This is a genomic window from Streptomyces violaceoruber (assembly GCF_033406955.1).
GTDB lineage: Bacteria > Actinomycetota > Actinomycetes > Streptomycetales > Streptomycetaceae > Streptomyces > Streptomyces violaceoruber.
In genome coordinates this window covers 151051-168441 of record NZ_CP137734.1, presented here as the reverse complement: position 1 = coordinate 168441, position 17391 = coordinate 151051, and the positions used below count along the sequence as shown (strand labels likewise).

General features: G+C 72.7%; 19 protein-coding genes. 11 read left to right on the top strand and 8 right to left on the bottom strand.

Going from position 1 to position 17391, the window contains the following annotated elements:
- Positions 1-226 precede the first annotated feature (226 nt).
- The 4 genes from R2E43_RS00880 to R2E43_RS00865 all read left to right on the top strand — a co-directional run bounded on the left by R2E43_RS00880 (position 227) and on the right by R2E43_RS00865 (position 4605).
- Entirely contained in the window at positions 227-1084 is an 858-nt protein-coding gene (locus R2E43_RS00880; RefSeq protein WP_191850256.1) for an aldo/keto reductase, read from the top strand.
- Between the two features lie 56 nt (positions 1085-1140).
- Complete coding sequence (locus R2E43_RS00875) at positions 1141-2073, top strand: aldo/keto reductase (RefSeq protein WP_030864483.1); 933 nt, start codon at positions 1141-1143, stop codon at positions 2071-2073.
- 46 nt (positions 2074-2119) lie between these two features.
- On the top strand, positions 2120-2665 hold the full coding sequence (locus R2E43_RS00870; RefSeq protein ID WP_234328618.1) for a 2'-5' RNA ligase family protein: 546 nt from the start codon (positions 2120-2122) through the stop codon (positions 2663-2665).
- Between the two features lie 182 nt (positions 2666-2847).
- The gene (locus R2E43_RS00865) at positions 2848-4605 is read left to right on the top strand and encodes a lysyl oxidase family protein (RefSeq protein ID WP_332055800.1); all 1758 of its coding nucleotides are present in this window, start codon (positions 2848-2850) and stop codon (positions 4603-4605) included.
- A 132-nt stretch (positions 4606-4737) separates the two neighbouring features.
- Here R2E43_RS00865 and R2E43_RS00860 read toward each other — a convergent pair whose 3' ends face one another.
- Positions 4738-5859, bottom strand: coding sequence for an FAD-dependent oxidoreductase (locus R2E43_RS00860; RefSeq protein WP_332055799.1), 1122 nt, complete (start codon positions 5857-5859; stop codon positions 4738-4740).
- A 161-nt stretch (positions 5860-6020) separates the two neighbouring features.
- Entirely contained in the window at positions 6021-7004 is a 984-nt protein-coding gene (locus R2E43_RS00855; protein ID WP_265700968.1) for an alpha/beta fold hydrolase, read from the bottom strand.
- 164 nt (positions 7005-7168) lie between these two features.
- On the opposite strand from R2E43_RS00855, the gene kcsA reads away from it, so the two are divergent.
- The 3 genes from kcsA to R2E43_RS00840 all read left to right on the top strand — a co-directional run bounded on the left by kcsA (position 7169) and on the right by R2E43_RS00840 (position 9758).
- Entirely contained in the window at positions 7169-7651 is a 483-nt protein-coding gene (gene kcsA / locus R2E43_RS00850) for a pH-gated potassium channel KcsA (protein ID WP_332055798.1), read from the top strand.
- Positions 7652-7736: 85 nt separating this feature from the next.
- Complete coding sequence (locus tag R2E43_RS00845) at positions 7737-8342, top strand: dihydrofolate reductase family protein (protein ID WP_162495312.1); 606 nt, start codon at positions 7737-7739, stop codon at positions 8340-8342.
- 237 nt (positions 8343-8579) lie between these two features.
- Positions 8580-9758, top strand: a complete 1179-nt coding sequence (locus tag R2E43_RS00840; protein WP_332055797.1) for a Cmx/CmrA family chloramphenicol efflux MFS transporter — start codon at positions 8580-8582, stop codon at positions 9756-9758.
- Between the two features lie 231 nt (positions 9759-9989).
- On the opposite strand, the gene R2E43_RS00835 is transcribed toward R2E43_RS00840, so the two are convergent.
- Genes R2E43_RS00835 through R2E43_RS00825 form a run of 3 tightly spaced genes read right to left on the bottom strand, consistent with a single transcriptional unit; the run spans position 9990 to position 11025 of the window.
- Positions 9990-10274 (bottom strand): MGMT family protein, encoded by a 285-nt coding sequence (locus R2E43_RS00835; RefSeq protein WP_011031812.1) that lies wholly within the window; start codon positions 10272-10274, stop codon positions 9990-9992.
- Positions 10271-10807: a DUF488 domain-containing protein gene (locus R2E43_RS00830; RefSeq protein WP_011031813.1), complete on the bottom strand. Its 537-nt coding sequence runs from the start codon at positions 10805-10807 to the stop codon at positions 10271-10273. Before R2E43_RS00830 ends, R2E43_RS00835 begins: the two co-directional genes overlap by 4 nt.
- Positions 10808-10815: 8 nt before the next feature.
- Complete coding sequence (locus tag R2E43_RS00825; RefSeq protein WP_011031814.1) at positions 10816-11025, bottom strand: hypervirulence associated TUDOR domain-containing protein; 210 nt, start codon at positions 11023-11025, stop codon at positions 10816-10818.
- A 189-nt stretch (positions 11026-11214) separates the two neighbouring features.
- On the opposite strand from R2E43_RS00825, the gene R2E43_RS00820 reads away from it, so the two are divergent.
- The 3 genes from R2E43_RS00820 to R2E43_RS00810 all read left to right on the top strand — a co-directional run bounded on the left by R2E43_RS00820 (position 11215) and on the right by R2E43_RS00810 (position 13322).
- Positions 11215-12162, top strand: a complete 948-nt coding sequence (locus R2E43_RS00820; protein WP_003971479.1) for an NADP-dependent oxidoreductase — start codon at positions 11215-11217, stop codon at positions 12160-12162.
- Positions 12163-12167: 5 nt separating this feature from the next.
- Positions 12168-12764 (top strand): HD domain-containing protein, encoded by a 597-nt coding sequence (locus tag R2E43_RS00815; RefSeq protein ID WP_003971478.1) that lies wholly within the window; start codon positions 12168-12170, stop codon positions 12762-12764.
- Between the two features lie 138 nt (positions 12765-12902).
- Entirely contained in the window at positions 12903-13322 is a 420-nt protein-coding gene (locus R2E43_RS00810; protein ID WP_329429349.1) for a helix-turn-helix domain-containing protein, read from the top strand.
- A 288-nt stretch (positions 13323-13610) separates the two neighbouring features.
- Here the strand turns inward: R2E43_RS00810 and R2E43_RS00805 are convergent, their stop codons facing one another.
- From R2E43_RS00805 to R2E43_RS00795, 3 genes are read right to left on the bottom strand one after another with little or no spacing between them, the layout of a single operon-like run.
- Complete coding sequence (locus tag R2E43_RS00805; RefSeq protein ID WP_332055796.1) at positions 13611-14642, bottom strand: NAD(P)/FAD-dependent oxidoreductase; 1032 nt, start codon at positions 14640-14642, stop codon at positions 13611-13613.
- Positions 14639-15154, bottom strand: coding sequence for an isoprenylcysteine carboxyl methyltransferase family protein (locus tag R2E43_RS00800; RefSeq protein ID WP_189284080.1), 516 nt, complete (start codon positions 15152-15154; stop codon positions 14639-14641). Before R2E43_RS00800 ends, R2E43_RS00805 begins: the two co-directional genes overlap by 4 nt.
- A 9-nt stretch (positions 15155-15163) precedes the next feature.
- On the bottom strand, positions 15164-16375 hold the full coding sequence (locus R2E43_RS00795) for a type III polyketide synthase (protein WP_404780941.1): 1212 nt from the start codon (positions 16373-16375) through the stop codon (positions 15164-15166).
- 45 nt (positions 16376-16420) lie between these two features.
- Here R2E43_RS00795 and R2E43_RS00790 point away from each other — a divergent pair, with 45 nt between their 5' ends.
- Positions 16421-17281 carry a UbiA family prenyltransferase gene (locus R2E43_RS00790; protein ID WP_332055794.1) on the top strand — a complete coding sequence of 287 codons (861 nt, stop codon included), beginning with the start codon at positions 16421-16423 and terminating at the stop codon, positions 17279-17281.
- The last annotated feature ends 110 nt before the right edge of the window (positions 17282-17391 follow it).

Sequence of the window (17391 nt, the reverse complement as noted above, 5' to 3'; positions counted from 1 at the left end):
GTGGTTCGCCCGTCCCGTGGCCGCAGCCTAGGGGTGGCCGGGCCGGCCCCGCATCCGGGTTTCCGGCCCGGGAGCGGGGGAGAGCGCGCCGTCCCTCATCCACATCCGGTACTTCTGAATCCAAGAAACCACAGCTGTTGGATTTCTGGATCAGCGGTTCCTAGAGTGAGCGCGGGGGACCCGCGCGGCACCCGCGCTCACGAGAGCGTCCAGGACGAGGAGAGCCATGCAGCAGCGCACCATCGGCGGCCGGTCCGTCTCCGCGATCGGCCTCGGCGGGATGCCGATGTCGATCGAAGGGCGCCCGGACCCGGAGCGGTCGATCGCCACCATCCACGCCGCGCTCGACGCCGGCGTCACCCTCATCGACACGGCCGACTCCTACCACCGCGACGCGAACGAGGTGGGGCACAACGAGGAACTCATCGCCCGCGCGCTGCGCGAGTACGGTGCGGCCGGCGCCGACGTCCTCGTCGCCACCAAGGGCGGCCACCTGCGTCCCGGTGACGGCACATGGACGCGCAACGGGGACCCCGCATACCTCAAGCGTGCGGCCAAGGAGTCCGCCCGTCGCCTCGGCGTCGACGCGATCGGCCTCTACCAGTTCCACCGCCCCGACCCCGCCGTCCCGTACGCCGACTCGGTCGGAGCCCTCCGCGAACTGCTCGACGAGGGCGTCATCCTGATGGCCGGGATCTCGAACGCCGGCATCGCGCAGATCGACGAGGCCCGCGAAGTCCTCGGCGGGCGACTCGTGTCGGTGCAGAACCAGTTCTCGCCCGCCTTCCGCTCCAGCCGGTCGGAGCTCGAACACTGCGCCGGGCTCGGTATCGCGTTCCTGCCGTGGAGCCCGCTCGGCGGTATCGCCAACGCCAAGGAACTGGCGGCGCGGCACGGCGTGTTCCAGCAGGTCGCCGGCGAGACCGGCACCAGTGTCCACCAGGTCGCACTCGCCTGGCAGCTGGCACTCGCGCCGGTGGTGATCCCGATCCCCGGCGCCTCGCGCCCCGCGAGCATCCGCGACTCCGCCGCCGCGGCCGACCTCGAACTCACCCGCGACCAGGTAGCGCTCCTGTCGGCCTGATCCGTCTCCGCCCGATCCGTCTGCCGCCCCGCCCGAGCCACAAGCGAAAGAGCCGCATGAAGACCTTCACCCTGCCCGGCACCGACATGGTCGTGCCCAACATCGTCCTCGGCCTGATGCGCATCCAGGACATGAACGACGACGAAGTGCGCACACTCGTGCACACGGCACGCGACGCCGGCATCACCTTCCTCGACCACGCGGACGTGTACGGCACGGGCAGCCACGGCTGCGAGCGCCGGTTCGCCGAGGCCCTGAAGCTCAGCCCCTCGGAGCGCGAGCAGTTCGTCATCCAGACGAAGGCCGGCATCGTCAAGGACGGTCCGTACTTCGACTTCTCCCACGAGCACATCGTGGAGTCGGTGAACGGCTCGCTCGAGGCACTGGGCACGGAGTACCTCGACATCCTGCTGCTGCACCGTCCCGACGCGCTGGTCGAACCGGAGGAAGTGGCTCGCGCCTTCGACGAGTTGTCCGCGGCGGGCAAGGTGCGTGCCTTCGGCGTCTCGAACCAGACGCCGCGCCAGCTCGACCTGCTGCGCAAGTACGTGCGGCAACCGATCGTCGCGAACCAGCTCCAGCTCTCGGTCACCCACGCGCCGATGATCGCCCAGGGCATCGCCGCGAACATGCAGGGTCTCGACCAGTCGGTGGTGCGCGACGACGGAATCGTCGACTACTGCCGCCTGCACGACATCACCGTCCAGGCCTGGTCGCCCTTCCAGGCCGGATTCTTCGACGGCCCCTTCCTCGGCTCGCCCCGCTACCCCGAGCTGAACGCCGTGATCGACCGGCTGAGCGAGAAGTACGGCGTGCCGGCCGAGGCGATCGCGGTCGCCTGGATCACCCGCCACCCCGCGCGGATGCAGGTCGTGCTCGGCACCACCACGCCGGAGCGGGTCGAGGCGGCCGCGCTCGGCTCGGACCTCCCGCTCACCCGGCCCGAGTGGTACGAACTGTTCCGCGCCGCCGGCTACACGGTGCCGTAACCGACGGCGCGGCCACAGGGGACGACGAGACGCGGAAAGGAACGAGGTGGCCCGGACGGGAACGACGGCGGTGCTGGCGCTGCTGCCGGACGCCGAACCGCTGTTGCGGGCCGCCGCCGCGGTGGACGGGTCGGCGGTGCGACCGGGCCTGCCCGCACACGCCACCCTCCTTTATCCCTGGCTGCCCGCCGACGAGGTGGGAGAGCCGGAGCTGCGGCGACTGCGGGCCGCCCTACCGGTCGGCCCGGTCCCCGTCCGGCTGGCCACGGTCGAACGAACCGGCGGGTTCGTCGGTGTCCCGGTGCCCGGACTGGACCAGGTGGCCGACGCCGTTCGCACGGCCTTTCCGGCGCAGGTGCCCTACGGTGGCCGATTCGGCCCCCGCCCCCAGGTGCACGTCACCGTGGCCCTGGACGCGGCACCGCAGGCCGCCGCCGACATCGCCCGCCGTACCGGCGCCGTCCTGCCGATCGCCACGGCGGTCAACACCTTGCACGTGGTCACCCTCGCCCGGGCGGGGTGGCGGGGCCTCGCGGAACTGCCGCTCAGCCGTCAGCACGGCGAGCCGCAACCCCTGGCACCCGATTCCTGACCCGACATCGGTGCACCCCAGCAGGGCGCTTCGAAAGTGCTGCGATCCGGCCAACCTCCGGCCATTTCCCACCTTCTGGACAACCGGGCATCCGAGCGCTCCCTCTCACAGCGCGGGCACAGCAAGTGCCCGCCTGCTTCCTTCCCCACGCACCCCCCCAGCATCTGAAGGACGAGGGATCGATGACCAGAACGCGCACCACCCGGCTGCGGCGTCCACTGCTCACAGGCATCACGGCGGTCGCCGCCATGGCCGTGACCGCCGGACTCGTGGCCGCCACCGCGGAGCCGGCGAAGGCGGCGACAGGGCCCAAGCTGAGCCTCATCGCCGCGACCACCTCACTCACGCTCACCTCCTGGAAGGAGGACCCGGGCGTCTACCTCGACCTCGGCACCTACCTCACCGCCGAGGGCAGGCCGCTGGAGCTGAAGGTGACCCGGAAGTCCTACAAGGACCCGGTGACCGTCACCCAGACCGTGTACGAGGGCGGCAAGGCCAAGGCCAAGACGCTGCCCAAGGGCACGGTGAAGGACTTCTCCGGACTGCCCGGCTTCGCGGAGATCACGGTCACCGACAAGGCGGGCAAGAAGGTCCTCAACCGGACCGAGGACTTCTGCCCGAACAACGCCAGCGGCCGGGTCCGCCCCGACGCCCCCGCCACCTCCAAGTATCCGGAGAGCTGCCCCACCAACCCCTTCACCCTCGGTTCGGTGTGGGGCGTCGAGCAGGGCTGGGCGGCCAACACCTACGCGGGTTCCTACACCGAGCCGGTCGCACTGGCGGCCGGGACCTACACCGCCAAGGTCGGGGTCGCCAAGAAGTACCGAGACCTGTTCGGCATCGCGAACAAGCCGGCCACCGTCAAGGTGACCGTCGTGGAACGGAGTTACGAGGACGACCAGGGTGCCGCCGGGTCGGCCGCGTCCCGGTCCGCGACGGCGGGCGAGCACGCCGGCCACGAGGCCGCCCACCAGGCTCCGGCCGCACACGCGGGCCACGGGCCGGGGCACGCGCCGATACCCGCGCAGGCCGCCGCGCCGGTCACGAGCGGTGCGGGTGCCTCGTACAACGTGGGCCACGGGCCCCTCAGGGCCGCGCCGCCCGCCCTGCCGTGGGCGCTGAAGAAGCAGCAGGCCGCGCGCTCCGCGCCGGTCGGCGACAAGGGAGGCCAGACCGACGGCTCGCGCAAGGCCCCGGCGCTCCAGCCGCTGGCGGAGCGACCCGCCGGCAAGGCCTCCGTCCCGGACGTTCCCAAGCCCGACCTGCGCTCGCTGCCGGCCTACGGCATCGTCGTCACCGACGGGGAGGAGGACATCCCCGGCAAGGACTACCTGGCCTTCAGCGCCAACGTGTGGAACGCCGGTCCTGCCCAGCTGGTGGTGGACGGCTTCCGGTCGCCCGGCAAGGCCAAGATGGACGCCTACCAGTACTTCTACGACGCCAAGGGCAAGCAGGTCGGCTACGCCCCGACCGGCACCATGGAATGGGACCCGCGTCCGGGGCACGTGCACTGGCACTTCACCGACTTCGCCAGCTACCGGCTGCTGAAGGCGGACAAGAAGGAGGCCGTGCGCAGCGGCAAGGAGGCCTTCTGCCTGGCCAACACCGACGCGATCGACTACACGGTGAAGAACGCCAACTGGCACCCGTTCAACACCGATCTCTCCACCGCCTGCGGTGAGGAGAACTCCATCTCCGTCCGCGAGGTGCTCGACGTCGGCTCCGGCGACACGTACTCCCAGGACCTGCCGGGCCAGTCCTTCGACATCACGGACGTGCCCAACGGCACGTACTACATCCAGGTGCTGGCCAACCCCGAGAAGCGGCTCAAGGAGACCAACCTCGACAACAACAGCGCGCTGCGGAAGATCGTGCTCGGCGGCAAGCCGGACGCCCGGACCGTGACCGTACCGGCACACGACCTGGTGAACGCGAACTGACCCGGCCTCGGGGCCGCCGGTGTCCCGGGCCGAGGAGCCGACGGCCACCACCTCGCGGTGGCCGTCGGCTCCACGCACCGAACGCCTCGGGGAGGCGGTCGACGTGGTCGAGGAAGACGAAGCCCTCCCTGCTCACCCGCCGTTCTCGGTGATCAGATCGATCAGGCCCTGAGCCGTGTTGTCGGGGGAGTCCATGCCGATCATGTCGTCGCCGGCCGCCTCGGCGCTGCGGGGGAACATGGCCCGCTCGTACTCGGCCAGCGCCGCCTCGACGTCGCCCGGATGAGCGGCGAGGGCCGTACCCAGTTCCGCCCCGTCGAGCATCGCGAGGTTGGCGCCCTCCCCGTTGGGCGCGGCGAGGTGGGCCGCGTCGCCCAGCAGGGTCACCCCCGGCACCCGCTCCCACCGGTGTCCGGTCGGCAGAGCGTGGAGGGCGCGCAGGGCCGGCGCGACATCGGTGTCGGTGATCAGCGCGGTGAGCTCCGTCGCCCAGCCGTCGAATTCCCGGGCGATGCGTGCGGTTGCCGCGGCGCCGTCGGTGAAGTCGATCCCGGTGAACCAGTCCAGCGGCCGGGACAGCCCCACGTAGGCGTGCAGGGTGTCGTCCTTCTCCCGGTGCGCGAAGATCTCCTTGCCCGGCGCGGGAGCGATCAGCATCCCGCCACCGACCGTCTTGGCGGCCACCGGGTGGCGTGTGCCGGCGTCGAACAGGTAGGTCTCGACCACCGACTTGCCGACGTACTCGGGTGTGGCGGAGGACAGCAGCGGCCGGACACGTGACCACGCCCCGTCCGCCCCGACCAGCAGGCGGGTGACGACCGTGCCGCCGTCGGCGAACGTCACCTCGTGGCGGCCGTCGCCGAGCGGACGGGCACGGCTGACCTTGTGACCCCACCGCACGGTGCCGACCGGGAGCGAGTCGAGCAGAATCTGCCGCAGGTCGCCGCGCTGCACCTCCGGGCGTCCACCGGTCCCGTCGTCGGCCCGGTCGAGCCGGACGGTGCCGTCCGGGTCGAGGACCCGCAGTGCCTGGCGGCCCTCCAGAACAATGGCCCGGAACTCGTCCGTCAGCCCGGCCGCCTCGACCGCGAGCTGCCCGTTGTAGTCGTGGATGTCCAGCAGTCCGCCCTGGGCGCGTGCCGAAGGTGACGAGTCGGCCTCGTAGACGGTGACCGGGATCGCGTGGACGTGCAGGACGCGGGCCAGTGTGAGTCCGCCGAGCCCGGCGCCGATGATCGTGACAGGGGTGTGCATGCTGGCTCCTTCGGGATCGAGCCGTCCGGTTCTTCTCCGGCCGGCCACCTCTCGAAGGTGACGGCTGTCGCCGACGAGCCACCGACATCCGACCGACAGCCCCTGACATCGCTCCTACGCGGTGTCGGCATGACACCGACACCGAAGGTCGGACGACGGGTTCAGGTGCGGCGGGCGCGGATCACGACGGCCGCGCCCGCCGCGACGGCGAGCACCGCCGCGCCGCCGAGGAACGCGGTCCGTCCGCTCGTGCCGGTACTGGCGAGGCTCGGCCGCGCGTCGCCCGCGGCCCGCAGGATCAGTGCGGTGACGTCCTCCGGGTTGGTCTCCATGACGGCATGCGGGGCGTCGACCTCGACGGTGGTGGCGTCGGCCCGCTTCGCCATGAAACGCAGGTTGTCGGTGCCGATGGTGCGGTCGTCGGTGGGGACGAGGTACCAGGACGGGATGGTCTTCCACGCGACGGCCCGCGTCGGTTCATTGCCGGACGCGGCGGTCGCGGGCCGCTGGGTGGCGGCCAGCACCTCGACGCGGCTCGCGTCGAGCCGGTCGCTCAGGAAGACGTCGCTGAACTTCTCCGGCTTGAGGTACAGGTCCACGTTCGTGGCGTCGCCGCCGAGCGGTACGGCGTTCAGCGCGGTGGGCACCGGCGCGTTCGGGTCGTCCGTCACCCGGCTGCCGGGGAACTTGGCCGCGAGCTGGAAGGCGGACTCGCCCATGTCGGGCGCGAACCCGGCGATGTAGACGAGGGACTTGACGTTGGGGTTGCCGGCGGCGGCGTTGGTGATGACGGCTCCGCCGTAGGAGTGCCCGACGAGCACGACGGGTCCCTCGATGGCCTTGAGCCGCGCGGCGAGGTAGTCGGCGTCGCCGGAGAGGCTGCGCAGCGGATTCGCGGTGGCCACCACCGGATAGCCCAGAGCCCGCAGGTGCCCGACGACGCGGTCCCAGCCGGAGGCGTCCGCCCAGTACCCGTGCACCAGTACGACCGTCGGCCTGTCGGCTCCGGACGTTCCACCGGGGGGTGTGGTACCGCCTCCGCTCTCGGACGCCAGACAGGGGCCTGCGGCCATCAGGGCGGCCGCGGGGAGGAGGACGGCCAGGGGTAGCGCCCGCCGGGTGGCGGCGCGTCGTATGTGCTCCATGAGTCTGCTTTCTCTGAGGGGAGGGACTGCAGACCACACTGCGTTCGGGTGATGGACGCGGCACCACGGATATGCCCGAAGGAGTGAAGATCGGTCACGGAGCGCAAAGGAGTGCCTCGCGCACCGGCGCGTTGTCGCCTCGACGTCGCGGCCGGTGGCGGAGCATGCCACCCATGCTGTCCGGTCTCGTGGCCAGATTGGTCAAACTGCTGCTCGGGCGCCACGGCGGTGCGCTGCACTGGAGGGCCGCGGGTGCCGCGACGGTCCTCCTGGTGATCGTCCTCCTCGCGGGCTCGTACTTGGCCGTCCTGGCTGAGCGCGGCGCACCGGGCGCGCAGCTGATCACGTATCCGCGGGCGCTGTGGTGGTCCGTGGAGACCGCGACGACCGTCGGCTACGGCGACCTGTACCCCGTGACTCTGTGGGGCCGGCTCGTGGCCGTGGTGGTGATGGTCGCCGGGATCACCTCCTTCGGTCTGGTGACCGCCGCGCTGGCCACCTGGTTCGTCGGCCGGGAACAAGAGCGCCGGGGCCACTTCGTGCGCCACTCCGAGAAGGCCGCCGAGGAGGCGTACACCCGGACGACCCGGGCGCTGCACGAGCGTTTCGACCGTTTGGAGCGAATGCTCGACGACAACCGCCGGTGACTCCGACGGTGAATCCCCGCGCGGACGCCGCACCGATGAGTCTGCGGCGGTTGTGCGGTCTACCCGTCGACGAAGGGAGCGCACCATGCGCAAGATCATCGTTTGCACGTTCCTGACGCTGGACGGCGTCATGCAGGCGCCGGGCGGCCCGGACGAGGACGCCGAGAGCGGCTTCGAGCACGGCGGCTGGCAGAAGCCGGTGGACGACGACGAGGTCGGCACGGCCATCGCCGGCTGGTACGAGGACTCCGACGCCATGCTCCTCGGCCGCAAGACCTACGACATCTTCGCGTCGTACTGGCCGACCGCCGACCCCGACAACCCGTTCACCCATCGGATGAACAGCATGCACAAGTACGTGGCGTCCCGGACCCTGACGTCCCTCGACTGGCAGAACTCGACCCTGCTGGAGGGCGACACCGTCGACGCCGTACGCAGGCTGAAGGCGTCCGACGGCGGGAACCTCAACGTCGTCGGCAGCGGCGACCTCGCTCAGACCCTCATGCGGCACGGCCTCGTCGACGAGTACCGGCTGACCATCCACCCGGTGATCATCGGGACCGGCAAGCGGCTGTTCGCCGACGGGGCGATTCCCACCGCACTGGAGCCGGTCAGCGTCTCGGTGACGAAGGGCGGCACCGTCGTCGGCGTCTACCGGCCGAGCGGTGCTCCCAGCTACGACAGCTACTAGGACGCCGGAGGAACCGAGGTGCCCCGGCGGGTCGGGGTCCGGTACTGTGCGGCTCATGTCGAGTCCCGAGTCAGACAGGGTGGGGGCTTTCGGTCACCCGTCAGCCCCCTGAATCACTGAGTGAGCAGCCCTGCGTCGTCGTACCGCTCCCGCCGGTCGGACGAGCGTGCGCATGGGGGCCGGCCGTGGTGACGAGATGACCCTTTCTCGTGCTTCTCCTCGCCTCGGAGCCACTCGATGCCTCTTCCGCTGTACCTGCTCGCCGTGGCCGTCTGCGCCATGGGCACCTCGGAGTTCATGCTCGCCGGTCTCGTGCCGGACATCGCCTCGGACCTCGGCGTCACCGTCGGGACCGCGGGCACACTCACCTCGGCCTTCGCGACCGGCATGGTCGTCGGCGCTCCCCTCGTGGCGGCGCTGGCCCGCACCTGGCCCAGGCGTTCCAGCCTCCTCGGATTCATCCTCGCCTTCGCGGCGGCACACGCCGTGGGGGCCGGCACCACGAGCTTCCCCGTCCTGGTGGCCTGCCGGGTCGTGGCCGCGCTCGCGAACGCGGGATTCCTCGCGGTCGCACTGACGACTGCCGCCGCACTGGTCCCTGCCGACAAGAAGGGACGCGCGCTGGCCCTGCTGCTGTCCGGCACGACGGTGGCCACGGTCGCCGGCGTCCCCGGCGGGTCACTCCTCGGCACATGGCTCGGCTGGCGGGCCACGTTCTGGGCCGTAGCCGTCTGCTGCCTGCCCGCGGCGTTCGGCGTGCTGAAGGCAATCCCCGCCGGACGTGCGACGGCAGCGGCGACCGGTGGGCCGCCGCTGCGAGTCGAGCTCGCCGCGCTCAAGACCCCCCGGTTGCTGCTGGCGATGCTGCTGGGCGCGCTGGTGAACGCGGCAACCTTCGCGAGCTTCACCTTCCTGGCCCCCGTCGTGACCGACACCGCAGGGCTGGGCGACCTGTGGATCTCTGTCGCCCTGGTGCTCTTCGGCGCCGGTTCCTTCGCCGGCGTCACCGTCGCCGGACGACTGTCCGACCGACGCCCCGCCCAGGTGCTCGCCGTCGCCGGTCCGCTGCTGCTCGTCGGCTGGCCCGCGCTGGCGATGCTGGCCGACCGGCCGGTCGCCCTGCTGACCCTCGTGTTCGTCCAAGGCGCACTGTCGTTCGCGCTGGGCAGCACGCTGATCACGCGGGTCCTCTACGAGGCGGCGGGAGCACCCACCATGGCCGGTTCGTACGCGACCGCCGCCCTCAACGTGGGCGCCGCGGCCGGACCGCTCGTCGCCGCGACCACTCTCGGCCACACGACCGGCAACCTCGGGCCGCTGTGGGCGAGCGGGCTCCTGGTCGCCGTCGCGCTGCTCGTCGCGTTCCCCTTCCGCACGGTGATCACGACGGCCGCACCCGCCGACGCGACCCGGTGAAACCGCCACCCGACTGGCGTGACCACGTCGTGTCCCGCGCACACCCGAGCGCGGCCCCGGGCGGCGGCCACGGTCCGGAGAGGCCACCATCGGACCGGGGGCGGTCACATCGCCTCGGCGCATGCGTCGACGTACGCGCAGAGCCGACGAACGAGACTCGGGAAGGAGGGGGTGGGGTCCGACCATGCCGAAGGACGCCGTGGCCGTGGAGCTGATCACAAGGCTCGGACGTCACGGCGTCCAGTGGTGGCGGGCGCGGGTCATGTCCACGCGCGCCCCGCGCATCGGCGTGCCCTCGTCCCGCAGAAGGACCGGTGCCCGCCCGCCGTGGCAGGAGGGCGGCGTCCCGTCCGTGTACACGACACGCCACCACGGCACGTTCTCGTCCAGCAGGCTCATGGCCCGACCCACCTGCCGTGCACCGACACCGACCCGTTGACCGACGTCGCCGTAGGAGGCCACGGCACCCGCGGGGATCGAGCACACCGCGTCCCGGACCTCGTCGACGACAGTCACGGCAGCTCCGCGTCGGGCGGTGGGTAGGTGAGGTGGCCGTCGCGGACCCGTGCGTGCTCGTTCAGGACCGCCGGCTTCGTGGCCGTCCGCGACATGATGTGCACGACCTCCACCCCGGCGACCAGCAGCGCGTCAGTGATCAGCCGGCGGTGGCAGCGCCACGGCACCGCCTCGCTGCACATGATCGCGGGCCGCTCGTGCCGCGCCAGCCCGATCAGCTCGTCCAGGCCCTCCGCGAATTCGTCCCCCGCCATGTAGTCGGCGTAGTCGCGGAACGCCTTTACGCGCCACGCACCGTTTTCACTGGGGACCCCTTTGGGGGTGTGTCGCCGACCGCCGAGCCGGGAGATCCAGCGGTACTCGATGTCGGGCGGCAGATTCTCCACGACAGCGGACTGATTCCACTGGGGATGTTTTCTCGACGACGGGTACGAGCGCACGTCGACCAGGCAGGTGATGTCATGGCCGCGCAGCATGTCCAGCACCTCGTCGAAGGCACGCGTCGAATGCCCGATCGTGTGGACCCGGCTCACCTCGGCCCCTACGCCTTCTTCAGCGCTCCGCCCTTGTGCATGGCGACATGGTCGGTCTTGTCGCTCCTGATCTCGTACTGCGGGTCGTCCGCCGAGCAGTGACGGGTACGGCCCTTGAATTCCACGTCGCGGGTGTGCTTCTTGACGACGACGCCCTCGACGTACCCGGCCTCGGAGTTCCAGCGCACGTGGTCTCCCACGGAAAAATCGTCCGCCATGCGATCCAGAGTCTCATGTGTGCAGGGCAGCGGCTATCCGGTGAATGGCTCAGTCCGCCGGGGGCGAAGTGGCCCACCCGGGCGGAGTGGCGGGAGCATACGGTCGAGGGCACGGCGCATCGCGTGCCCCCGTGACCGCGAGCGGGCACCGTGTGCGTGACGACTGCCGCTCGACCCCGAGGATCCGCTATGCAAGCCGTCTCCGTCCATGACCGTGACGCGGGCGCCGAAGGGCTCGCCCTGACGGACATGCCCTATCCGCACGCTGCCGAGAACGACGTCGTCGTGCGTGTGCATGCCGCCGGTTTCACCCGCGGGGAACTCACCTGGCCGGGTACGTGGACCGACCGTGCCGGACGCGACCGCACACCGAGTGTGCCCGGGCACGAGCTGTCGGGCGTGGTCGAGGAACTGGGGTACGGCACCACCGGCCTCACCGTCGGCCAGCGGGTGTTCGGCCTGGCCGACTGGACGCGCAACGGTTCGCTGGCCGAGTACACCGCGGTGGAGGCACGCAACCTGGCCCCGCTTCCCGCCGACGTCGACCACACCGTGGCCGCCGCGCTGCCCGTCTCGGGGCTCACCGCGTGGCAGGGGCTGTTCGACCACGGACGGCTCACGACGGGGCAGACGGTCGTGGTCCACGGCGCTGCCGGCAGCGTCGGTTCGATCGCGGTCCAACTCGCCCGCGAGGCGGGTGCCCGGGTGATCGCCACCGGTCGTGCCGCCGACCGGGACACCGCTCTCGGGCTGGGCGCCGAGGCCTTCCTGGACCTCCAGTCGGACCGGCTGGAGGACGCGGGAGAGGCCGACGTCGTGTTCGACGTCATCGGCGGCGAGATCCTGGACCGCTCGGCCGCCCTGGTACGTCCCGGCGGAACCCTCGTCACCATCGCCGCGCCCCCCGTCGTCAGGCCGGAGAACGGGCGTGCGGTCTTCTTCGTCGTCGAACCCGACCGGGTCAGGCTCGCCGACCTCGCGCAGCGGGTGAGGGACGGGCGGCTCAGGGTGTCCGTCGCGGAGGTGCGCCCGCTCGCCGAGGCACCCGCCGCCTTCGCGTCCGGCCGGGGCAGGCACGGCAGGACGATCATCCGCGTCGTGACCGGGGGACCCGACGAGGCGGCGGGCCTCCGGTGACCCGTATGTCGCTCGACGCCCTGCCCGTGCCCGGCAGCCCGGCATCGGCCGCCGCCCTGGACGTCGCGACCGCCTACCTTCCGCCCGCGCTGCTCAACCACTCGCTGCGCGCCTACGTGTGGGCGGCCGCCCGCGGCACGGCGGACGGCCTCACGTTCGACCCGGAACTCCTCTACGTCGCCGCGCTCCACCACGACATCGGGCTGGTCCCGGCGTTCGACAGCCACACCGTCGCGTTCGAGGAGGCGAGCGGCCACGTCGCCCGCGTCTTCGCGGCGGGCGCCGGATGGCCGGCGGAGCGCCGCGAGCGCCTGGCGGACGTGATCGTCCGTCACATGGCGCCGCAGGTGGATGCCGCCACGGACCCCGAAGGACACCTGCTGGCCCGCGCCACCGCGACCGAGATCACCGGCAAGGGCGCGGACGACTACCCGCCCTGCTTCCGCGACGAGGTGCTGGCACGCTACCCCAGGCTGGACCTCACCGAGCGGTTCCTGGCGTGCTTCCAGGCCCAGGCCGCGCGCAAACCCGGAAGTTCCGCGGGCGGTGCGGTGCGGTCCGGGCTCGCCGACCGGATGGCGGCCAACCCGCTCGGCCCCTGAGCCCGGCTCATGTTCTCCGAACCGGGCCCGTGGGCCGTGCCGGTTCAGCGCGAGGGCGTGAGGTAGCGCAGCAGCAGGGTGTCGTCCTCGGCGAGTGCGGTGGCCAGGCGCAGGCCGGTGGGTGGGATGGGTGGCCCGGTGGCGATCCGGCCGGCCGGCGTGCTGGCCGAGGCCGTCGCCGCGGACGGCTCCGGGGCGGTGCGGGAGGCCGTGGCCGCCGCCGCGCACGCGGCGGGCAGGTCGGCCGGTGGCGAGGACCTGACGGCGGCGCTGCGCGGCTGCGGCTACGAGCCCGCGACGACGGCCGGGGGAAGCATCGACCTGCGCAACTGCCCCTTCCACCGGCTCGCCCGCGAGCACACGGAACTGGTGTGCTGGCTGAACCTGCACCTGGTACGGGGCGTGCTCGAGGCCGGCGGACACCAGCCCGGACGCGCGGTGCTCGCACCCCGCCCCGGCCGCTGCTGCGTGGTCGTCGGCCCGCCGAGCAGGAGTTCGAAGCGGCCGCCCGACGTCCGCGCGGGGGCGGTCGGTAGCCCCTCGGAGGTGAGTCGATGACTGTCGTGGAAACGCCCGCCGTGCGCGGCGCCCGAGTCGTCCTCGTCTCCAGGGCCTCGGCCTGAACTGCGCCCGACCCTCCCTCGTAGGAGCGGATTCGGCATGCCTGTCGGGCGAACCGCTGTGCACCTGGACCGGTGACCACCCAGTCACGGGCACCGCAGTGGACATCAGCGCCACTGCCGTCGCCGGCTTCCTGGAACGGACGACGAACCGGCGCCCGAGGTGCGGGATGGTCTTGCCACCGAGCCCGTCCGCTACGCGCGCGCCGCGCGGGGCCGGAACGGCTCAGGCCAGCGCGTTCACCGCGGCCGAGAACACGCGGGGCAGACGAGCGGCGGTGGGCATGATGCGGGGGGCGAGCGCGGGCTGCAGGCGGGCTCGCAGCAGGAGTTCGGTCAGCAGCCGGTGCCTGCGGGTCGCCCTGCGCCAGTCGGCCTCGTAGCGGCCGGGTGTGCCCCGGCGCAGGTTGGCGACCAGGGCTTCGGCGCCGACGAGGGCGAGGGCGACGCCCTCACCGGTCAGGGCGTCGACGTATCCGGCGGCGTCGCCGACGAACAGGACCCTGCCGTGGGCCCGGGTGCGGGCCCGCTGCCGCAGGGGTCCCGCGCCCCGCACCGAGGTGACCGCCCGGTCCGGCGGCAGGCGGGCCGCCAGAGCGGGAAAGCCCTCCAGGTGGCTGGTGAAGGAGGCGCGCCGGGTGGTCAGCACGGCGATCCCGACGAGCCGGGGGCCGATCGGGGTGACGTACGCCTCCGCGTCGCTGCCCCAGTGCACTTCGACGTACGGCGACCAGGGCGCCACCGCATAGTGCCGGCGCAGCCCGTAGCGGGGCGCGCCACGGGTTCGCACCTCCAGGCCGAGGGAGCGCCGCACACGTGAGTGCAAGCCGTCCGCCCCGACCAGCCACCGGGAGCGCAGCCCCATGCCGGGCACGCTCACGCCCGCACGGTCCTGCCGCACCTCTGCCACGCGCAGCGGCAGCACCGGCACCCCGGCCGCCAGCACGGCGCGGTGCAGCACGCCGTGCAGGTCGGTGCGGCGCACGCCCATGCCGGGGCCGTGGCGGAACGCGGCCTGGACCCCGCGGGCGCCCTGGACGTAACGGATGCCGCTGACGGGGACGCCGGGGACCGCCAGGCCGAGCGCGGCGAGCGAGCGGACCGCGCCGGGCATCAGCCCCTCGCCGCATGCCTTGTCGACCGGCGCCGGGCGGGGCTCGACGACGACCGTGTCGAGACCGGCGCGCGCCGCGTGCAGGGCGGTGGCGAGACCGGCGGGCCCGCCCCCGACGATCACCAGGTCGTGGCGGGCACTCACGCGGGCGCCAACTGGGCGAGGGCCGTGTTCTCACAGCGCAGGCGGACGGTGAGCAGCATCGCGTTGGCCGCGGTGAGAACGGCCGCGGTCAGCCACGCCGAGTGCACCAGGGGCAGGGCGGCCACCTCCACCACGACCGCGAGGTAGTTGGGATGCCGCAGGAAGCGGTAGGGGCCGGCGCCGACCGGACGCGTTCCCGGAACGACGATCACCCGGGTGTTCCAGTAGGGCCCGAGCGTCGCGATGCACCACCAGCGCAGGGCCTGCGCCAACAGCGCGAGGGCCAGCATGGGCCACCCCAGGGCAGGCAGGAACGGGCGGTCGGCGAGCAGGGGTTCGAGCAGACAGCACGCGAGCAGCCCGGTGTGCAGGGCGACCATCACGGGGTAGTGGCCACGGCCGTGCTCCACTCCGGCGCGGGCGAGCGTCCACGCCGCGTTGCGGCGGGCGACGACGAGTTCGGCCACGCGTTCGACGGCGACGGCGAGGACGAGAAGCGCGTACCACGGCATGAGAGCACCTCACCAGCGCAGCAGGACGAGTTCGGAGCAGAACCCGGGGCCCATCGCCAGGAGCAGGCCCCAGGTGCCGGGCTCCGGTGCACGGCGTGCCCGGACGTCCTCCAGGATGTGCAGCACGGACACGGACGACATGTTCCCCACCGCCGCCAGGGAGCGCCGTGAGCGGTCCAGGGCGTCCTCGGACAGGCCGAGGGTCTCGCTCACCGCCGACAGGATCCGCGGGCCCCCGGGGTGGCAGATCCAGGTTCCGATGTCGTCGACGGTCAGCTCGTGCTCGGCCAGGAACGCGCGCAGATGCCGGCCGAAGTGGCCCCGGACGATGTCCGGGACGCCGGCGTCGATCACGACACGGAAGCCGGCGGCGCCGATCTCCCACCCGAGAAGCCCCTCGGTACCCGGGTACAGGTGACTGCGCGTGGCGACCACGCGGGGACCGGACGCGGGTGCGACCGTGCCGCTGCCGCTGCCGCTGCCGCTGCCGCTGCCGCTGCCGCCGTCGTCGGTGTTGACGCCGTCGGTGTTGCCGCCGCGGGCGACGAGCGCGGCGGCGCCGTCGCCGAAGAGCGCCCCGGCGACGAGGTTGGCGCGCGAGGCGTCCCCGCGCTGGAGCGTGAGCGAGCACAGCTCCACGGTGAGCAGTACCGCGGTGTCCTCGGGGTGCCCGCGGAGGTGGTCGTGCACCCGGGCGAGACCGGCCGCGCCCGCCACGCAGCCGAGCCCGAACAGCGGGAGCCGCTTGACGTCGGGCCGCAGCCCCATGCGCCCGGCCAGCCGGGCGTCGAGCGACGGCGCGGACACGCCCGTGATCGAGGCGAACACCAGCAGGTCGACGTCGGCCGGCGTCAGCCCCGCCTCGCGCAGCGCGCCCGAGAGGGCCTCCTCACCCAGTTCGAGACCCGTCTCGAGCCACGCGCCGTTGCTGCGCCCGAAGTCACCGAGCCGGGCGTACCGCTCGATCGGCAGGGCGAGGTGACGCGTACGCACCCCGGCGGACGCGTGCACACGGTGCAGCAGGGCGCGGTCCGCCCCGGGGGACAGGCACAGGTCGCCGATGGGCCCGGTGAGCTCGTGCTGGGCGTACCGGTGCGGGGGCAGCGCGCACCGCACGGCGGCGATGCGGGGACCCGCCGCGGACGGTGGCGGCGGGCGCCGCGCGACGGAAGCGGGAGCGGACGGCGAGGGAGCATGCTCGACGAGCACGGGGACACGCATGTCGTTCATGCCTTCCTCGGCCGCCGGCCCCACTACCGTGCGTATGTGTCACTCCACCCGTCCGGGGCTCTCCCGCGCTCGTCCGGCAGGGTCCTGGCGCTGCTGCGCGCCTGTCATCCGGAACCGACGGTCGCCGTCACCGTCTTCGTGGCGGTCCTGACGGTCGGAGCTGGCCGCGGGCCGGCCGGGTCGGTGGCCGTGGTGCTCGCCGTACTGGCCGGCCAGCTCTCCATCGGCTGGTGCAACGACGCCGTCGACGCGCGGCGCGACACGGCCTGCCGACGCGGTGACAAGCCGGTGGGCACCGGGGAGCTTCCGCGGGCCGCTGCCGCCGCCGCGGCGGGCACGGCCCTGGCCCTGTGCGTACCCCTGTCCCTGGTCTGCGGGCTCGCCGCGGGAGCGGTCCACCTGGTGGGGGTGGCCGCCGGCTGGGCGTACGACCTGCGGCTGAAACGGACGGTCCTCTCGCCGCTGCCGTACGCGGTGGGCTTCGCCTCCCTGCCGGCCTTCGTCACCCTCGGTCCGCCCCTGTCGGCCTGGCCCGCATGGTGGGCCACGACCGCCGGGGCCCTGCTGGGCGTGGGTGCCCACCTGGCGAACGTGCTTCCGGACATCGAGGACGACCTCGCCACGGGGGTGCGCGGGCTGCCGCAGCGGCTGCACCGGCCGGCCTGCCGCCGGCTGGCGCCGGTCGTGATGTCGGCCGCCGTGGGAGTGCTCGTCGTGGGACCGCCCGGTGCGCCCGGAGTCATGGACCGGGTGCTGACGGGGGCAGCCGTGGTCGCCGCCGTGGCGGGCACGGCCGTGCGGTCGGGAACCCGCAGCCGGTGGCCGTTCCGGACGGCCATCGTGGTGGCCGGCATCGCGGTGGCGCAACTGCTGCTGCACGCTCCCGACATGAGCTGAGCGCGGGCTGCGAACCCGGACCGGCCGCCCCGGAACGTGCCGGCGGCACCGTGCGCGGTCGGCCGCACTCCGAACAGACGCGGTGCGTTGGTCGGTTCGCGAGTCCTGGG

What these genes read in the sequence shown, in the direction of transcription:
- R2E43_RS00880 (WP_191850256.1), top strand. Translation starts at nt 227, where the DNA reads ATGCAGCAGCGCACCATCGGCGGCCGGTCCGTCTCCGCGATCGGCCTC.
- R2E43_RS00875 (WP_030864483.1), top strand. Translation starts at nt 1,141, where the DNA reads ATGAAGACCTTCACCCTGCCCGGCACCGACATGGTCGTGCCCAACATC.
- R2E43_RS00865 (WP_332055800.1), top strand. Translation starts at nt 2,848, where the DNA reads ATGACCAGAACGCGCACCACCCGGCTGCGGCGTCCACTGCTCACAGGC.
- R2E43_RS00860 (WP_332055799.1), bottom strand. Translation starts at nt 5,859, where the DNA reads ATGCACACCCCTGTCACGATCATCGGCGCCGGGCTCGGCGGACTCACA.
- R2E43_RS00855 (WP_265700968.1), bottom strand. Translation starts at nt 7,004, where the DNA reads ATGGAGCACATACGACGCGCCGCCACCCGGCGGGCGCTACCCCTGGCC.
- kcsA (WP_332055798.1), top strand. Translation starts at nt 7,169, where the DNA reads ATGCCACCCATGCTGTCCGGTCTCGTGGCCAGATTGGTCAAACTGCTG.
- R2E43_RS00845 (WP_162495312.1), top strand. Translation starts at nt 7,737, where the DNA reads ATGCGCAAGATCATCGTTTGCACGTTCCTGACGCTGGACGGCGTCATG.
- R2E43_RS00840 (WP_332055797.1), top strand. Translation starts at nt 8,580, where the DNA reads ATGCCTCTTCCGCTGTACCTGCTCGCCGTGGCCGTCTGCGCCATGGGC.
- R2E43_RS00825 (WP_011031814.1), bottom strand. Translation starts at nt 11,025, where the DNA reads ATGGCGGACGATTTTTCCGTGGGAGACCACGTGCGCTGGAACTCCGAG.
- R2E43_RS00820 (WP_003971479.1), top strand. Translation starts at nt 11,215, where the DNA reads ATGCAAGCCGTCTCCGTCCATGACCGTGACGCGGGCGCCGAAGGGCTC.
- R2E43_RS00815 (WP_003971478.1), top strand. Translation starts at nt 12,168, where the DNA reads ATGTCGCTCGACGCCCTGCCCGTGCCCGGCAGCCCGGCATCGGCCGCC.
- R2E43_RS00800 (WP_189284080.1), bottom strand. Translation starts at nt 15,154, where the DNA reads ATGCCGTGGTACGCGCTTCTCGTCCTCGCCGTCGCCGTCGAACGCGTG.
- R2E43_RS00795 (WP_404780941.1), bottom strand. Translation starts at nt 16,375, where the DNA reads ATGCGTGTCCCCGTGCTCGTCGAGCATGCTCCCTCGCCGTCCGCTCCC.